This window comes from Actinoplanes siamensis, assembly GCF_016862395.1.
Classification (GTDB): Bacteria; Actinomycetota; Actinomycetes; order Mycobacteriales; family Micromonosporaceae; genus Actinoplanes; species Actinoplanes siamensis.
The window spans coordinates 190,827-204,687 of the sequence record NZ_BOMW01000012.1 but is presented as its reverse complement, the minus strand read 5'-3'; the positions used below and the strand labels follow the sequence as shown (position 1 = coordinate 204,687).

At 72.7% G+C, this 13,861-nt stretch carries 15 protein-coding genes; 5 read left to right on the top strand and 10 right to left on the bottom strand.

The window, feature by feature from the left end:
• Positions 1 to 2: 2 nt before the first annotated feature.
• Entirely contained in the window at positions 3 to 173 is a 171-nt protein-coding gene (locus Asi03nite_RS05760; RefSeq protein ID WP_203677342.1) for a hypothetical protein, read from the bottom strand.
• Between the two features lie 17 nt (positions 174 to 190).
• Here Asi03nite_RS05760 and Asi03nite_RS05755 point away from each other — a divergent pair, with 17 nt between their 5' ends.
• On the top strand, positions 191 to 862 hold the full coding sequence (locus Asi03nite_RS05755) for a hypothetical protein (RefSeq protein WP_203677341.1): 672 nt from the start codon (positions 191 to 193) through the stop codon (positions 860 to 862).
• A 75-nt stretch (positions 863 to 937) separates the two neighbouring features.
• Here the strand turns inward: Asi03nite_RS05755 and Asi03nite_RS05750 are convergent, their stop codons facing one another.
• On the bottom strand, positions 938 to 2,485 hold the full coding sequence (locus tag Asi03nite_RS05750; protein ID WP_203677340.1) for a DEAD/DEAH box helicase: 1,548 nt from the start codon (positions 2,483 to 2,485) through the stop codon (positions 938 to 940).
• 159 nt (positions 2,486 to 2,644) lie between these two features.
• On the opposite strand from Asi03nite_RS05750, the gene Asi03nite_RS05745 reads away from it, so the two are divergent.
• Complete coding sequence (locus tag Asi03nite_RS05745; protein WP_203677339.1) at positions 2,645 to 3,496, top strand: sigma-70 family RNA polymerase sigma factor; 852 nt, start codon at positions 2,645 to 2,647, stop codon at positions 3,494 to 3,496.
• A gap of 55 nt (positions 3,497 to 3,551) precedes the next feature.
• Here Asi03nite_RS05745 and Asi03nite_RS05740 read toward each other — a convergent pair whose 3' ends face one another.
• Positions 3,552 to 4,058, bottom strand: a complete 507-nt coding sequence (locus tag Asi03nite_RS05740; RefSeq protein ID WP_203677338.1) for a hypothetical protein — start codon at positions 4,056 to 4,058, stop codon at positions 3,552 to 3,554.
• A 163-nt stretch (positions 4,059 to 4,221) separates the two neighbouring features.
• On the opposite strand from Asi03nite_RS05740, the gene Asi03nite_RS05735 reads away from it, so the two are divergent.
• Complete coding sequence (locus Asi03nite_RS05735; RefSeq protein WP_203677337.1) at positions 4,222 to 6,522, top strand: HelD family protein; 2,301 nt, start codon at positions 4,222 to 4,224, stop codon at positions 6,520 to 6,522.
• On the opposite strand, the gene Asi03nite_RS05730 is transcribed toward Asi03nite_RS05735, so the two are convergent.
• From Asi03nite_RS05730 to Asi03nite_RS05720, 3 genes are all read right to left on the bottom strand, one after another.
• Positions 6,511 to 7,242, bottom strand: a complete 732-nt coding sequence (locus Asi03nite_RS05730; protein ID WP_203677336.1) for a class I SAM-dependent methyltransferase — start codon at positions 7,240 to 7,242, stop codon at positions 6,511 to 6,513. The genes Asi03nite_RS05735 and Asi03nite_RS05730 overlap by 12 nt on opposite strands.
• Positions 7,243 to 7,254: 12 nt before the next feature.
• The gene (locus tag Asi03nite_RS05725; protein ID WP_203677335.1) at positions 7,255 to 8,088 is read right to left on the bottom strand and encodes a GNAT family N-acetyltransferase; all 834 of its coding nucleotides are present in this window, start codon (positions 8,086 to 8,088) and stop codon (positions 7,255 to 7,257) included.
• A gap of 65 nt (positions 8,089 to 8,153) precedes the next feature.
• Positions 8,154 to 9,071, bottom strand: coding sequence for a sigma-70 family RNA polymerase sigma factor (locus Asi03nite_RS05720; RefSeq protein WP_203677334.1), 918 nt, complete (start codon positions 9,069 to 9,071; stop codon positions 8,154 to 8,156).
• A 273-nt stretch (positions 9,072 to 9,344) separates the two neighbouring features.
• Between Asi03nite_RS05720 and Asi03nite_RS05715 the strand changes: the two genes are divergently transcribed.
• The gene (locus Asi03nite_RS05715; RefSeq protein ID WP_203677333.1) at positions 9,345 to 9,845 is read left to right on the top strand and encodes a DUF456 domain-containing protein; all 501 of its coding nucleotides are present in this window, start codon (positions 9,345 to 9,347) and stop codon (positions 9,843 to 9,845) included.
• A gap of 193 nt (positions 9,846 to 10,038) precedes the next feature.
• Here Asi03nite_RS05715 and Asi03nite_RS05710 read toward each other — a convergent pair whose 3' ends face one another.
• Positions 10,039 to 11,328: a D-alanyl-D-alanine carboxypeptidase family protein gene (locus tag Asi03nite_RS05710; protein WP_373872091.1), complete on the bottom strand. Its 1,290-nt coding sequence runs from the start codon at positions 11,326 to 11,328 to the stop codon at positions 10,039 to 10,041.
• A gap of 80 nt (positions 11,329 to 11,408) precedes the next feature.
• Entirely contained in the window at positions 11,409 to 11,840 is a 432-nt protein-coding gene (locus Asi03nite_RS05705) for a hypothetical protein (protein WP_203677332.1), read from the bottom strand.
• A gap of 195 nt (positions 11,841 to 12,035) precedes the next feature.
• On the opposite strand from Asi03nite_RS05705, the gene Asi03nite_RS05700 reads away from it, so the two are divergent.
• Complete coding sequence (locus Asi03nite_RS05700; protein ID WP_203677331.1) at positions 12,036 to 12,386, top strand: histone-like nucleoid-structuring protein Lsr2; 351 nt, start codon at positions 12,036 to 12,038, stop codon at positions 12,384 to 12,386.
• Between the two features lie 41 nt (positions 12,387 to 12,427).
• On the opposite strand, the gene Asi03nite_RS05695 is transcribed toward Asi03nite_RS05700, so the two are convergent.
• Together Asi03nite_RS05695 and Asi03nite_RS05690 are read right to left on the bottom strand one after the other, a co-directional pair.
• Entirely contained in the window at positions 12,428 to 13,309 is an 882-nt protein-coding gene (locus Asi03nite_RS05695) for an LLM class flavin-dependent oxidoreductase (protein ID WP_203677330.1), read from the bottom strand.
• Between the two features lie 9 nt (positions 13,310 to 13,318).
• Positions 13,319 to 13,792, bottom strand: coding sequence for a MarR family winged helix-turn-helix transcriptional regulator (locus Asi03nite_RS05690; protein ID WP_203677435.1), 474 nt, complete (start codon positions 13,790 to 13,792; stop codon positions 13,319 to 13,321).
• Between the last annotated feature and the right edge of the window lie 69 nt (positions 13,793 to 13,861).

The following is a 13,861-nucleotide window of genomic DNA, read 5'->3' as shown; positions in this document are numbered from 1 at the left end:
TCCTACTCGCTCTTCTCCGGCGACGTGGCGGCCTCCGCCACCCGGGTGTGCAACCTCTCCCGGATCTCGTCCGGGGTGTACGCCCTGCGCTTGCGCTCGGCCCGGGCGATCACCACCCCGGTCGCCGCGACTCCCGCCAGCCCCGCCAGTCCCGCTACCTTCCACCACCGCATCTGCTGAGAATAGACACGTGGTTGCCGACATCAGCCTCGACGAGGCCATCGACCTGACCCGCACGGGTGACATCTGGATCTTCCGCGGCCGATCCGGGCCGGACAGAGCCATCCAGACCCTCACCAACAGCCCGGTGAACCATGTCGGGATGTCCCTGGTGATCGAGGACATGCCACCACTGATGTGGCACGCCGAGCTGGGCAGGTCCCTGCCGGACCTGTGGTCCGGCACGTTCCAGCGCGGCGTCCAGCTGCACGACCTGCGCGACGCGGTGACCGTCTGGGCCCGCCGCTACGGCCAGCGCGGCTGGCTGCGCCAGCTGGAGCCGGGGGTGACCCGCGCGATGGAGGACAAGGCGCTCAAGACGGTGGCCCGGCTGGACGGCACGCCGTTCCCGTCCACCTCCCAGCTCGCGATGCGCTGGGCCCGCGGCCGGATCCCGCAGATGCGCCCGCCGTGGAAGCCGTCCGAGACGTCGAACGCGACGCTGGAGAAGGCGTACTGCGCCGAGGTGGTCGCGGTGACCTACGAGGACATGGGTCTGCTGCCCCGCAACCGGAAGGCCAACTGGTACGACCCGGGCCGCTTCTGGTCGGGGGACGAGCTGGAGCTCAACGCCGGGTTCGTGCTGGGCGACGAGATCTCGGTACGGGTCCCGGAAACCGATTCGGCCCGCCCCGCCAGGTAGCCGCCCCGCAGCGGTCTTCCCTGGCCGGGTTCGTCGCGTCGCCGGTGGAGAGCCGGCGACGCGACGCCGGTCGGGTCAGCGGCCGGAGCGGCGGCCGCCCGCGCGGGCCGAGAACGCGGCCGCGCCGCCGCCGGTGGCGGGACGGGGCTGGGGCGTACCGGAACGGCTGGTCTTCGCCTGCCCGGAGCGCGGCGTTCCGGCGGCGGACCGCGGGGAGCCGCCGGCCTCGCCGCCGGAACGCCGCCGGCCGGACGCCTTCTTCTCCGCGCCCGCCGGGGAGGCGGCCGGGTGACCGCCGGATCCGTTAGCGGAAGGCCGCCCGCCGTTGGCGGAACCCACGGCGTCGCCCGGTGCGGAGCCGGAAGCCCCGCCACCGCCCCGGCGGCGGCGAGAGGACCTGCCGTTGCCCTCGGCCGGAGCGGGAGCCGCAGCGGCGGGTGCCGGCGGCGCGGGCGCCACGAACGTCCGCTCACCGGGCGCCAGCTGCGCCAGCAGCGCGTCGCCGGGCCGGGCCCGCCGGGTGACCGGCCGGATCCCGGCCTTACGGGTGAGATCCCGCACATCCGCCTGCTGATCGTCGGTCATCAGCGTGATCACGGTGCCGCGGGCGCCGGCCCGCGCCGTCCGGCCCGACCGGTGCAGGTACGCCTTGTGCTCCACCGGCGGATCCGCGTGAATGACCAACGTCACATCGTCCACGTGGATGCCCCGGGCCGCGATGTCCGTGGCGACCAGCGTGCCGGCGGTCCCGTCGGAGAACGCCGAAAGGTTCCGGTTGCGCGCGTTCTGCGCCAGGTTGCCGTGCAGCTCCACGGCCGGCACCCCGGCCGCGACGAGCTGCTTCGTCAGCACCTTGGCCCGCCGCTTGGTCCGGGTGAAGACCACCGACCGGCCGGGCGCCGCCAGCAGGTCGACCAGCACCTCGAACCGGTCGTCCGGCTGGACGTGCAGCACGTGGTGATCCATCTCCACGGGCGCCTGCGCGGCCGCGTCCACGTGGTGCGTGACCGGCTTGCGGAGGAACTGCCGGACCAGGACGTCGATCCCGTTGTCCAGCGTCGCCGAGAACAGCAGCCGCTGCCCGCCGGCCGGGGTCTGCCCCAGCAACCGCCGCACGACCGGCAGGAAGCCCAGGTCAGCCATGTGGTCGGCCTCGTCGAGCACGGTGATCTCGACGGAGTCCAGCGACGCGTGCCCGTTGCGGATGTGGTCGTCGAGCCGGCCTGGGCAGGCGACCAGCACGTCGACGCCCCTGCGCAGGGCGGCGATCTGCGGGTTCGCCCCGACGCCGCCGAACACGGTGAGCGTGTTCAGGCCCATCGCGTCGGCGAGTGGGCGCAGGCTGGCCTCGATCTGGGTGGCCAGCTCCCGGGTCGGCGCCAGGATCAGGGCACGCGGGCGGCCGGGCCGGCGGGGCTTCTTGTCCGATGCCAGCCGGGTCACGACGGGCAGCACGAACGCGTAGGTCTTCCCGGATCCGGTCCGCCCACGCCCGAGCAGGTCACGCCCGGCGAGCGAATCCGGCAGCGTGGCCGCCTGGATCGGGAACGGTGTGGTGATGCCGAGCTCGGCGAGGGCGCCGGTCAGAACGGCAGGGACGCCTAGCTCGATGAACGAAGTCAACGGGGGTAACTCTCCGTAGGTCAGTTGGAGATCAATCCTACTGGTCGCCCTTGGCAACCTCTCTGCACCCGGCAGGGAACCGTTTCGCACTCAGCCTCGCAGATCTTTTTCCTCAGCGCCGGGACGCCCCCACTCCGGCCGGTACTGAGGAGACCCCTGATGAACGGTGAGGCATCTGCCGTCGATCGGCGTCGTGAGGACATCGTGCGAGCGAACATGCCGCTCGTCGGGCACCTGGTCCGCGAGATGCTGGCCCGGGTCCCCGCCCACGTCAACCGCGATGACCTGCTGTCCGCCGGGTACGCCGCCCTGGTCGCCGCCGCTCGCGGTTTCGACGCGGAGCGGGGTGTCCCGTTCCCCCGGTTCGCCGCGGCCCGGGTGCGCGGCGCCCTGCTGGACGAGCTGCGCGGGCTGGACTGGGCGAGCCGCTCGGTCCGCCAGCGCGCCCGCCGGACCGACTCGGCCCGCGAGGAGCTGACCGCCGAGCTGGGCCGCACCCCGACCGTGCCGGAGATCGCCGAGCGGCTGGGCTGTACGGTCGAGGACATCGAGCACGCCGAGGACGACGTGCACCGCGCCACGGTGTTCAGCCTCCAGGGCTTCACCACCGCCACGGCCGACGACATCGTCACCGAGCCGGGGGCCGGGCCGGAGGAGATGCTCATCCGCCGGGAGCGGCTCGGCTACCTGCGGCACGCCGTCGACGCGCTGCCGGACCGGTTGCGCGTGGTCGTCGAGGGTTACTTCTTCGGCGAGCGGCCGATGGCCGACATCGCCGCCGAGCTGGGTGTCAGCGAGTCCCGGGTGTCGCAGCTGCGCGCCGAGGCCCTGGTGTTGCTGCGGGACGGGCTGAACACCCACCTGGACCCGGCGCTAGCCGCGCAGAACCCGCCCAAGGAGGGGTGCGTGGCCCGGCGCCGGGCGGCGTACTACGACCGGATCGCCAGCCGCGGCACGCTGCGCAGCCGGCTGGCCCTGACCGGCCCGGACGGCCTGCCGGTGGCGGCCTAGGAACTCGGTGCGCGGCCGGGGCCCGCCGCGGTGCGCGGCGGGCCCCGGCGGAAGATCATGCGTTGGCGCAGGTGCCTGCCTTCTTCTGGGCGGCGATCGCCTTGGCCGCGCCCATCTTGTAGAGCGCCAGGCCCTCCGCGGCCGGCTCCAGCTTCCAGGCGCCGTTCTCGTAGACCATGGTGTACGACTGGGCCGCGACCAGCTGCTTGGCGATCACGATGGCCTTGTCGGCCCCCTCCATCCGGGCACTGGTGAGCTGGATCGCCAGCCCCTTGCGGGAGCACGCCTGGTTCAGCTTGACGTAGTCGTCCTTGCTGATCGCCTGCTTGCCGGCCGAGGTGTACATGTCCCAGGCGCCGGCGAAGTCGCCACCGCTGAACCTGTCGAACACGGTCTGCGCCGCGGCCTTGGCGCCGTCGACGGTCTTCGGCTCCGGGCCGCCGGCGGCAGCGGCGTTCGCCTTGTCGTCGTCGCCGGAGGAGCAGGCGGCGGTGACGCCGAGAGCGGAGACGGCGGCGAGGGCGAGGACGGCAAGCCGGCGGTACGGGGTGTTGATGTCCATGACGGGCTTAATCCCGCCACGCCGTCCCGCGTAACGGCTCCGGCGTGTCCTTGACTACTTCCGGACACTTGCCGCCGCGGCCGTAACCCCTGGGCGTTCAGCTATTCTGGTCGTTTGCCGTAAACAGAAAAGGCAACCAAGTAATTGGTTGCCGACGGCCGGAATGATAGCACGAAAAGGGGCGATTTTGTCAAGCTCGAACGCCGACGCCGTTTCCGAGCAGGCGTACTTGACCGCGCTCTACCAGCGGCTGGACCAGCTGCGTGAGCAGGCCGACAGCCGGCTCAAGGCGATCCTGCTCGAGGGGGGCGGCACCCCGCAGGGCCGCACCCAGCGCGAGGCCACCCGCGCCCACTACACCGAGCAGCTCGCCCAGATGAATTCCGTCGAGAACGGCCTGTGCTTCGGCCGTCTCGACTTCACCACCGGCACGGAGCGCTACGTCGGCCGGATCGGGCTCTTCGCCGAGAACCGCGACCAGGACCCGTTGCTGGTCGACTGGCGGGCGCCCGCGGCCCGGCCGTTCTACCTCGCCACCGCGGTCAATCCGGACGGTGTCACCCGGCGCCGGCACCTGCGCACCCGCGGCCGGGTGCTCACCGGCATCGACGACGAGGTCCTCGACCTGGAGGCGGTCGGCGGCGCCGGCCGGGAGGACGTGACCGGCGAGGCCGCGCTGCTCTCCGCGCTCACCGCGAACCGTACCGGCCGGATGCGCGACATCGTCGAGACGATCCAGGCCGAACAGGACGAGGTGATCCGTTCCGGGCTGGCCGGCGCGCTCGTCGTGCAGGGCGGGCCGGGCACCGGCAAGACCGCTGTGGCGCTGCACCGCGCGGCGTACCTGCTGTACACGTACCGGGAGCAGCTCACCCGGTCCGGTGTGCTGATCCTCGGCCCGAACACCACGTTCCTGCGCTACATCTCGCAGGTGCTGCCGTCGCTCGCCGAGACCGGCGTGCTGCTGGCCACCCTCGGCGACATGTTCCCCGGCGTGCGCGCCCGCGGCGCCGAGCCGGACGCGGTCACGGCGATCAAGGGCGACCAGGCCCTGATGCTGCCGGCGCTGGAGAACGCAGTCGCCGACCGGCAGACCGTGCCGGGCACCTTCGTCGAGGTGGACCACGACGGCTACCCGCTGCGGATCGAGCGGGCGGTGGTCGAGGACGCCCGGGCCGTCGCCCGCAGGTCCGGCCGCCCGCACAACGTGGCTCGCGCGATCTTCGTGACCGAGGCGATCCACGCGCTGTCGCTGCAGATCGCCGAGCGGATCGGCGCCGACCCGCTGGGCGGGGAGAACCTGCTCTCCGAGGCGGATCTCGCGGAGACCCGGCGGGAGCTGCGCGAGGACATCGACGTGCAGCAGGCGCTGTTCGACTGCTGGCCGGTGCTGACCCCCCGCCAGGTGCTGCGCGATCTGCTCACCGACGCGGACCGGCTGGAGTCCGCGGGGCTGCCGCCGTCGCTGCTGCGGGACCGCTCGGCCCGGTGGACACCGGCCGACGTGCCGCTGCTCGACGAGCTGGCCGAGTTGCTCGGGGTCGACGACACCCTGAAGAAGCGGGAACAGGCCCGGCAGCGGGAGGCCGCCATCGAGTACGCCGAGGGCGTGCTGGAGATCGTCGAGGGCTCTCGCTCGCTGGACTTCGAGGACGTCGAGGAGGAGATCCTCTCCGCGATCGACGTGGTCGACGCGAGCACCTTCGTCGAACGGCACGAGGAGCTGGACACCCGCACCGCCGCCGAGCGGGCGGCGGCCGACCGCACCTGGGTGTTCGGCCACGTGATCGTCGACGAGGCGCAGGAGCTGTCGCCGATGGCCTGGCGGCTGCTGATGCGCCGCTGCCCGAGCCGGTCGATGACGGTGGTCGGCGACGTCGCGCAGACCTCCGAGCCGGCCGGCAGCACCACCTGGGAGCAGGTCTTCGAGCCGTACGTCGGGCAGCGCTGGCGTCTGGTCGAGCTGAGCGTCAACTACCGGACTCCGGCCGAGGTGATGGCGATCGCCGCGGACGTCCTGGCCGAGGTGGGTCCCGGCCTCAAGCCGCCGCGCTCGGTCCGTTCGGCGGGGGTGAACCCGTGGGCGCGGCGCGTGCCGGTGGACGCGCTCGCCGAGGAGCTGATCGCGGACGTACGCAAGGAGGCCGCCGCCGTCGAGCCGGGCCGGGTCGGCGTCCTGGTGCCCGCGCGGCTCGAGCCGTGGCTGGGCGCCGAGGTCGTCGCGGCCGTCCCGGGCGCCGCCGTGGGGGAGCAGCCCGACCTGCTCAACCACGTGGTGCTGATGACCGTGCGGCAGGCCAAGGGCCTGGAGTTCGACTCCGTTCTGGTGGTCTGCCCGGACGAGATCGTGGCGGAGAGCCCGCGCGGCCTCTCCGACCTCTACGTCGCGGTCACCCGGGCCACCCAACGCCTCGGCGTCCTGCACACGGCCCCGCTCCCCGCGGTGCTGTCCTCACTGGGGTGAACAGACCGCCCCGGCCACGAAGACGTTCTCGCGGCCGGGGCGGTCCGGCGCCTCCCGGACATCGAGAACCTCGAATCCGGCCGTACCCAGCGCCTCCTCGATCTCCGCAGGCGACCGGAACCGCAGGGTGGAGTCGGAGGTCAGCACCGTCCCGTCGGCGTGGAAACGGAACTCCGTGCGGAAGGTGACGAGCGGCAACCGGACGTCGGTGACGGTCAGGCGCCGCTCGACCAGCCCGGCCCCGGGGATCTCCCGGGTCACCGGCGCGGTGTCCGCGGCCCACTCCTCCCAGGCCCGGAACTCCGGCCGCCGCGCCTCGAACACCAGATGCCCGCCGTCCCGCAGCACCCGCCGGATCCCGCGCAGCGCGGCACTCCACTCCTCGTCGGTGACGAACACCTGGGCGACATTCCCGGTCATCAGCGCCAGGTCGTACGAACCGTCCCGGAGATCGCCCGCCCCGGCGTGCACCCAGTCGACAGCCGACGACTTGGCCCGCGCCACCGCGAGCGAGGCCGCCGCCGGATCCGCCCCGGTCACGGTGTAGCCGAGCTCGGCGAGCAGCACCGCGAGCGTCCCGGTCCCGCACCCGACGTCGATGATCCGCGCCGGCCGCAGCGCCTCGACGATCTCCAGGTACGCCGGGAGGTCGCCGCGATCGCGATCGAAGGAGTCGTACAGCGGGGCCAGCCGGGGATGGGCGAACAAGGCGTCAGGCATGCCCGCAATAAATCAGCCGAGCTCCAGGCTCGCCACCGAATAAATGCCGCGGACGTCGATGTCCGGTGGTTCGCCGGTGTACATCCGGGCGGTCTCGGAGATCTGTTCCAGACCGGCCGCGCGGGCGAGCTCGACGCCGTCCCGGTTGCGGTCGGGCACGTCCAGGACGACCGGGCCGGACGCGAGCGCGCCCAGGAGCCGCGCCGCTATCTCCGGGGTGTCGGCGTGCAGCGGGCCGATCCGGACCACCGGCCCGGCCGGCCGTCCCACCCCGAGCCCGGCGAGCTTGCCGTCGCGGAGGACGGCCAGCGCCCGGTGCCCCGGCGCGGAGATCCACAACGCCAGGAAGGTATCCCGCCGGGCCGGGAAGAACCGCCGATCGTAGGCGGCCAGATCCTCGAAGCCGAGCCGTCGTACGTCCACCGGCGCGGTCCCCGGCACAGCGGCCTGCACCCGGGCGGTCCCGCGGAACCGGAGGTTGTTCCAGGCGTGCCGGAACCCGGACTTGCGGTAATTGTCCTGCTGGGCCACCACGCCGTCGAGGCCGATGTGCCGGCCGGCGAGCCGCCGCATCCCGGCCTGCCAGGTACGCAGTCCGTATCCGCGGCCACGCTGATCGGGAGCGGTCAAATAGAACCCGAGGAACCCGTGTCCGGTGCCCTGCCGCACCGCCGAGATCGACGACACCACCAGCCCGTCCAGCCGGCCCACGAGGAAGCCGCCCGGGTCGACCGGGAAGAACAGCCGCTCGTCACCGTCGCCCGGCAGCCAGCCCTCGGCGGCGGCCCACTGCGCGATCAGTCCGAGATCGTCGACACCGGCGGGCGCCACCACGAAATCTCCCATAACGTCACGATAGCCGCGTACAACAAAAAAGGGCTCGGCGTCGTGACGCCGAGCCCTTCGGATGATCAGGCCGCCGGTCGCTGACCGCGTCCGATGGCGGTGTGCCCGTTGGCGTTGGTCATCGCCAGCCGGCTGTGCAGAGTGGTGTTGCCGGCGATGCTGGCGTAGTACGACGCGCGCCGGCGGGCCGTGATGCTGTCCGGGTTCTCCGGCACCGGGGCCAGCTCCGGGTCGAGGTGGGTGTTCAGGCCGTCACGCAGCAGCGACAGCGCCTCGGCGCGCAGCTGGGAGACACGCGACTCGGTGACGCCGAGATCCTTGGCGATGTCCGCCATCGGGCGCTCGTACAGGAAGTACTCGGTCACCACGGTCTGCAGCCGGTCCGGCAGCGACTCGATCGCGTGGTGCAGGTAGCCGATCTGCTCGCGGCGCAGCAGCATCTCCTCCGGGCCGGGCGTACGCTCGGTGACCAGCTCGTCCGCGCTGCTGGTGGTGAAGCCCTGCAGCGACAGCACGGTGGCGCGCTGCACGTCGGTGTCGGTCTGGTGCAGCTCGGAGGTGGTGGTGCCGAGCGCCTGGGCCAGCTCCTCCGGCGTCGGGGTCCGCCCGAGGCTGGTGGTCAGGTTCTGGCGGGTCACGTCGGTGTTGCGGGCCTTCGACCGTACCGACCGGGTGGCCCAGTCCAGCGCGCGCAGCTCGTCCAGGAGCGCGCCACGGATCCGGGTGCCGGCGAAGCGGTGGAACGGGACGCCGCGCTCCCGGTCCCAGCCACGCGCCGCGGTGACCAGCGCGTGCAGGCCGGCGCTGGTCAGGTCGTCGCGGTGGATGTGGTTGGGGATCCGGCTGAGCATGTCCCGCACCAGGTGCCCGACGAGCGGCATGTGCGTGCGGATCAGCTCCTCCTGCTCGGCAGCGGAGAGAACCGGCGTCGCGGGAGCGGTGTCGGCGGCGAGGTCGGCAGCGGTCGTCACGGTGCTGGTCATGTCGTTTCCCCCGGTTGTTGTCGGCGCCCGTTGCTGGGAGGGCACCGGCTGACAGGGAGAAACTCTGCGGTCACGGAGGTGCGGGAGAAGGTCACGCACAGTTGCCCTCCGGTTGCACGCGAACGCCCCGGGAATTGCGGTGAGCTCGCCCCGCGTGCCGCGCCACCGGCTCCGGCGCCGTCCGGCCGCCCGTTCCCGGGGGCGATGCCCGAGTCGATCGGCGGCCGGAGCCCCCGGTTGAGGGTTTCCGCGTGGTGCGGCAGGGTGTGCCGCATGGACCTGAGCGACAGCACCACCGCCGTCAACGCCATCTCCGGTGTGCTGATCCTGGCCGGCGTGCTGGGAGTGGTCCTGCCGGTCATCCCGGGCCTGCTGCTGAGCTGGGCCGGTGTGCTGCTCTGGGTGCTGCTGTCGGACGCCGGCGCCGCCGCGAAGTGGCTGGTCCTGGCGCTGGCCACGGTGGTGGCCGGCGCCGGTCTGGTGGTCAAGTTCGTCTGGCCGGGCCGCAAGCTCAAGGACTCCGGCCTGCCCACCGGGACCCTGCTGGTGGGCGGGGTGCTCGGCCTGATCGGCTTCTTCGTGGTGCCGGTGGTGGGCCTGCTGCTCGGCTTCCTGCTGGGCGTGTACGCGATGGAGGCGATGCGCCTCGGGGCCGATCAGGCCTGGCCCTCCACCCGGCGGGCCCTGGCCGCCGTCGGCCTCTCCCTGCTCGTCGAGTTCGCCGCGGCCCTGGCGATCGCGGTCATCTGGGTGTTCGGCCTGATCGCCGCCTGACTCGGCTCTTCCCGCCGGCAAACCCCGCCGGCCCCATGCTCTCTCCCGCCCGCGAGACACCCCTGGGCACCAGCCGGGAACGGGAGGCGCGCCGCGGGCCCGGGTCGGCTGGGCGTCGCGTGGGCGCAGGCTCGGCTTCCGGGTGGGGGGTGCCGGCTCGGCTACGCGTGTTGGGGACCCGGGTCTTGCGGGGTCAGTCGCGGCTTTTGCGGCGGCGGCGTCGTTGGGTGAGCAGGAGGAGCACGGGGAGGGCGGTGAGCGCCACCGCCACCGTGCCGGCGACCAGCACCGACCATCCGTGCGAGCGGCTCGCCGGACCGGCGGCCACCCCCGGCCCGGGCGCTGTCGCCTTCTCCGCGGTGGCGCCTCTCGCAGCGGCGGCAGCGGCCGCCGACGCCGCCACCTCCGCCGGTGTCACCAGGTGGCCCACCGAGGAGCCTGCGGGCTGGGTGAAACCCCAGTCCAGCAGGGCCGCCCCCTGCTGCCAGCCGCGCAGGGGCGCCGCCTCGGCGCCGAGCAGCGTGACCACCAGCCGCCGCCCGTCGCGCTGGGCCGCGCCCACGTAGCTGTGCCGCGCGATCGTGGTGAACCCGGTCTTGCCGCCCAGCGCGCCCGGATAGTTGTAGATCAGCTTGTTCTCGTTCTGGAACTGGAACCCGGCCACCTTGCGCGCCCGCTGCGCGGGCATCTGCGCGCTCCTGGTCAGCACGTACTTGCGGAAGTCCGCGTTGGCGAAATCCACCCGGGCGATCAGCGCCAGATCGTACGCGCTGGTGAACTGCCCCTTGCCGTCCAATCCGGACGGGGTCACCGCGTGCGTCTGCAAGGCGCCCAGCTCGGCCGCCTTGGCGTTCATCGCCGCCACGGTCCTGGCCACGCCGTCGGGACCGCCGCCGCCGGCCATCCGGGCCAGCGCGTTGGCCGCGTCGTTGCCGGAGTTGAGCAGCAGCCCGAGCCAGAGGGTGGAGACCGGGTACGTCCCGCCGGCCACGATGCCGACCGCCGAGCTGTTCGGTTCGATCTCCAGGTCACTCTGGACGATGGTGACCTTCTTCCTCGGGTCCAGCTTGTCGATCGCGGTGGCGGCCAGCAGTGTCTTCTGCACGCTGGCCGGGGTCTGCGGGACGTGCGGGCCGCAGGCGCCGAGCACCTCGCCGGTGTCCAGATCGGACACCATCCAGGTGGTCGCGGTGACGGCCGGCGGCTGCTTCGCCCCGGCCGGGATGACCAGGCCGTGGGTGGCCAGCGCGTCGCCGCCGACCCGCATCGCCTGCGGGTCGGCGGGCGGCGGAACGGGCCGCGGCGGCGCGCTCGGCTTGACGATCTTCGGATGCGGGCACGGGATCTCCGCACCCGAAACGGCCGAAGCGGCCGAAGCGGCGGAAACGGCCGAAGCGGCGGAAACGGCCGAAGCGGCCGAAGCGGCCGAAACACCCGAGGCGGCGGCGGAGGCGGCCGGAGCGGGCAACGCCGGAACGATCAGGCCCACGGCCAGCACCAGGCTGACCGCCCGGCGGGAGCGCGCAGCCGGCGCCGCGGCGAAGGGGCGCAAGCGGCGAGAGGTCACGGCCAACGGGTTCCCGCCTCCAGCCGGCGCTCCAGCAGATGCTCCAGCGGCACCGGCTCGCCGTCCCCGCCGCCGGCGCCGACGATCAGCCGGGGCATGCTCGGCGACAGCTCCGCGCCGGTGAACCGGGCCCGCAGCGACGCCGGCACGGTGAGCACGTAATATTCCCCGTCCTCGCCGGCCGCGACCGACCGGTTCGACTTCAGGTACCACCCGCGGACGCGCGTCTTGTACGTCCAGCGGCCGTCGTAACTGCGGGCGCTCAGCGGATGCGGGGCGAGCCCGCGCTCGCCGGCCCGGCGGACGAACTCCTCGAGCAGCGCCGCGGCGTGCCTGGCCTCGGTGTTGCGCCCGGCCTCCAGGGCGGCGGCGCGCCCGGCCACGGCCTGCCGGTGGTGCGCCAGCCAGGCGGCGTGCTCGTCCTGCATGGCGCCGACCCTAACGTGAGTCCCGGCCGGCGGCCAACCGGGCTTTCTCAGGATTCGGTGCGAATGCTCTCAGCCCATTCTGATAAGGGTCCTGGCAACAAGGGACGAATAATTGCCGGATCGTGCCGGGGAGTTGCGCCGGAAGCCGTTCGGGGGCCAGACTGTCCGCGGGCGATTAATTTCTCGGGAGTCGTTATGGCGCGGCAGGTAATCACCACCCTGATCGACGATCTGGACGGCAAGAAGGCGGATCGCACGGTCGAGTTCAGCCTCGACGGGATCAGCTACACGATCGACCTTTCCGAAGCCAATGCCGGAAAGCTGCGCAAGGCGCTGGATCCGTACATCAACGCGGGAACGCGTCTGGGCCGGACCGCTTCCGGCCGGGTCCCGGCACGCGGCGGCGCGCCGGCCCGCACCGCCGGCTCCCGCGACGAGAACCGGCTGATCCGCGAGTGGGCCATCAGCAACGGACACAAAATCTCCGAGCGGGGCCGCATTCCGCAGGAGGTCAGCAACGCCTATCGGGCGGCGCACGGCCGCTGACCCGGCGACCGGAATTGCGGTTCCGTCCGGATTGGATGGTTTCAAATAGTCGTGCGCAGGCGTGGCAGCTCGGCGGCCACCGCTTCCAGTACCCGTTCGTCGCCCGCGTACCAACTGGACTGCCTCGGCCAGTGCGTGATCACGTCGGTGAAACCCAGAGCGGCCGCTCGTCCGGCCGCTTCCTGGAACGCGTCCAGACTGCTCATCGAGAACACCGGTGACGAGTCGAGATTGAGGTATCGGTCGACCGTTTCCGGGGCGCGCCCGGCGTCGGCGAGCGCGGCCTCGAAACGGTCCCGGCTCTCGGCCACCGCCCGCCACCATTCCTCTGCCGTCTCGGACTGCGGCCCGGTGGTGACCCAGCCGTCGCCGTGCCGCGCGGCGAGCCGCAGCGCCCGCGGCCCGTTGGCGGCGACCACGAACGGCGGCCGGGGCTGCTGCACGGGCCCTGGGATGCTGCGCGCGTCGACGGCCGAGAAATATGACCCGGACCACGTCGTGGACGGTGCGCGCAGGATGGTGTCGAGCAGCTCCAAAAACTCGGTGAACCGGTCCACCCGGGCGCGCGGGCTCAGCTCGGCCCCGCCGAGCACCGCCGAGTCGAACCCGATCCCGCCGGCGCCCAGGCCGAGCACCAGCCGGCCGCCGGAGATGTCGTCCAGCGCTGTCGCCTCCCGCGCGAAGTGCACCGGGTGCCGGAAGTTCGGGGTGGCGACGTAGGTGCCGAGCCGGATCCGCTCGGTCACCGACGCGGCCGCGGTCAGCGTCGGCACCGCGTCGAACCACGGCCCGTCGATCAGGTCGCGCCAGCCCAGGTGGTCGTAGGTCCAGGCGTGGTCGAAGCCGTACTCCTCGGCCAGGCGCCACCGCTTGGCGGACTCGGCCCAGCGCTGGTCAGGAAGAATCACGATGCCGAAACGCACCCGGCCAGCTTAGGCGCTGCGAAGATCGTCCCCGGCGGGGGCGTCCGCACCGACGCCGGACCCGGCGGCGGCCTCGAACGCGCGCAACGCCCGCAGCAACTCCTGTCGGGCGCCGGCCGGCATCCGCTCCAGCACCTCGGAGAGCGCGGCCCGGCGGCGCTGCCGCAGATCGGTGAGCAGGCGTCGGGAGGCGGTGGTGAGCAGCAGGCGCACCTCGCGGCGGTCCCGCGGGTCGGCGACCCGGCGCAGCAAGCCGGTCGCCTCCAAGCGGTCGCAGAGCCGGCTGGCCGAGGAGGGCACCACGTCCAGGGCCTCGGCGAGGCGGCTCATGTTGGTGTGCCGGTTCTCCGCGACGATGGTCAGCACCCGCAGCTGGGCCGGCGGGATCACCGGCGTCTGGGCGAGCCGGGCCCGTTCCAGGACAGCGACCAGCGACTCCACAGACGACTCGATGGCCGCGGCGACCTCGGTGGCGTGCTCCATGGCGTTCCCCGTCGCGAAGTCACGGATCCCGTTCAAAGAACTTTGCATTTCCCCACCGGAGGCCATGCC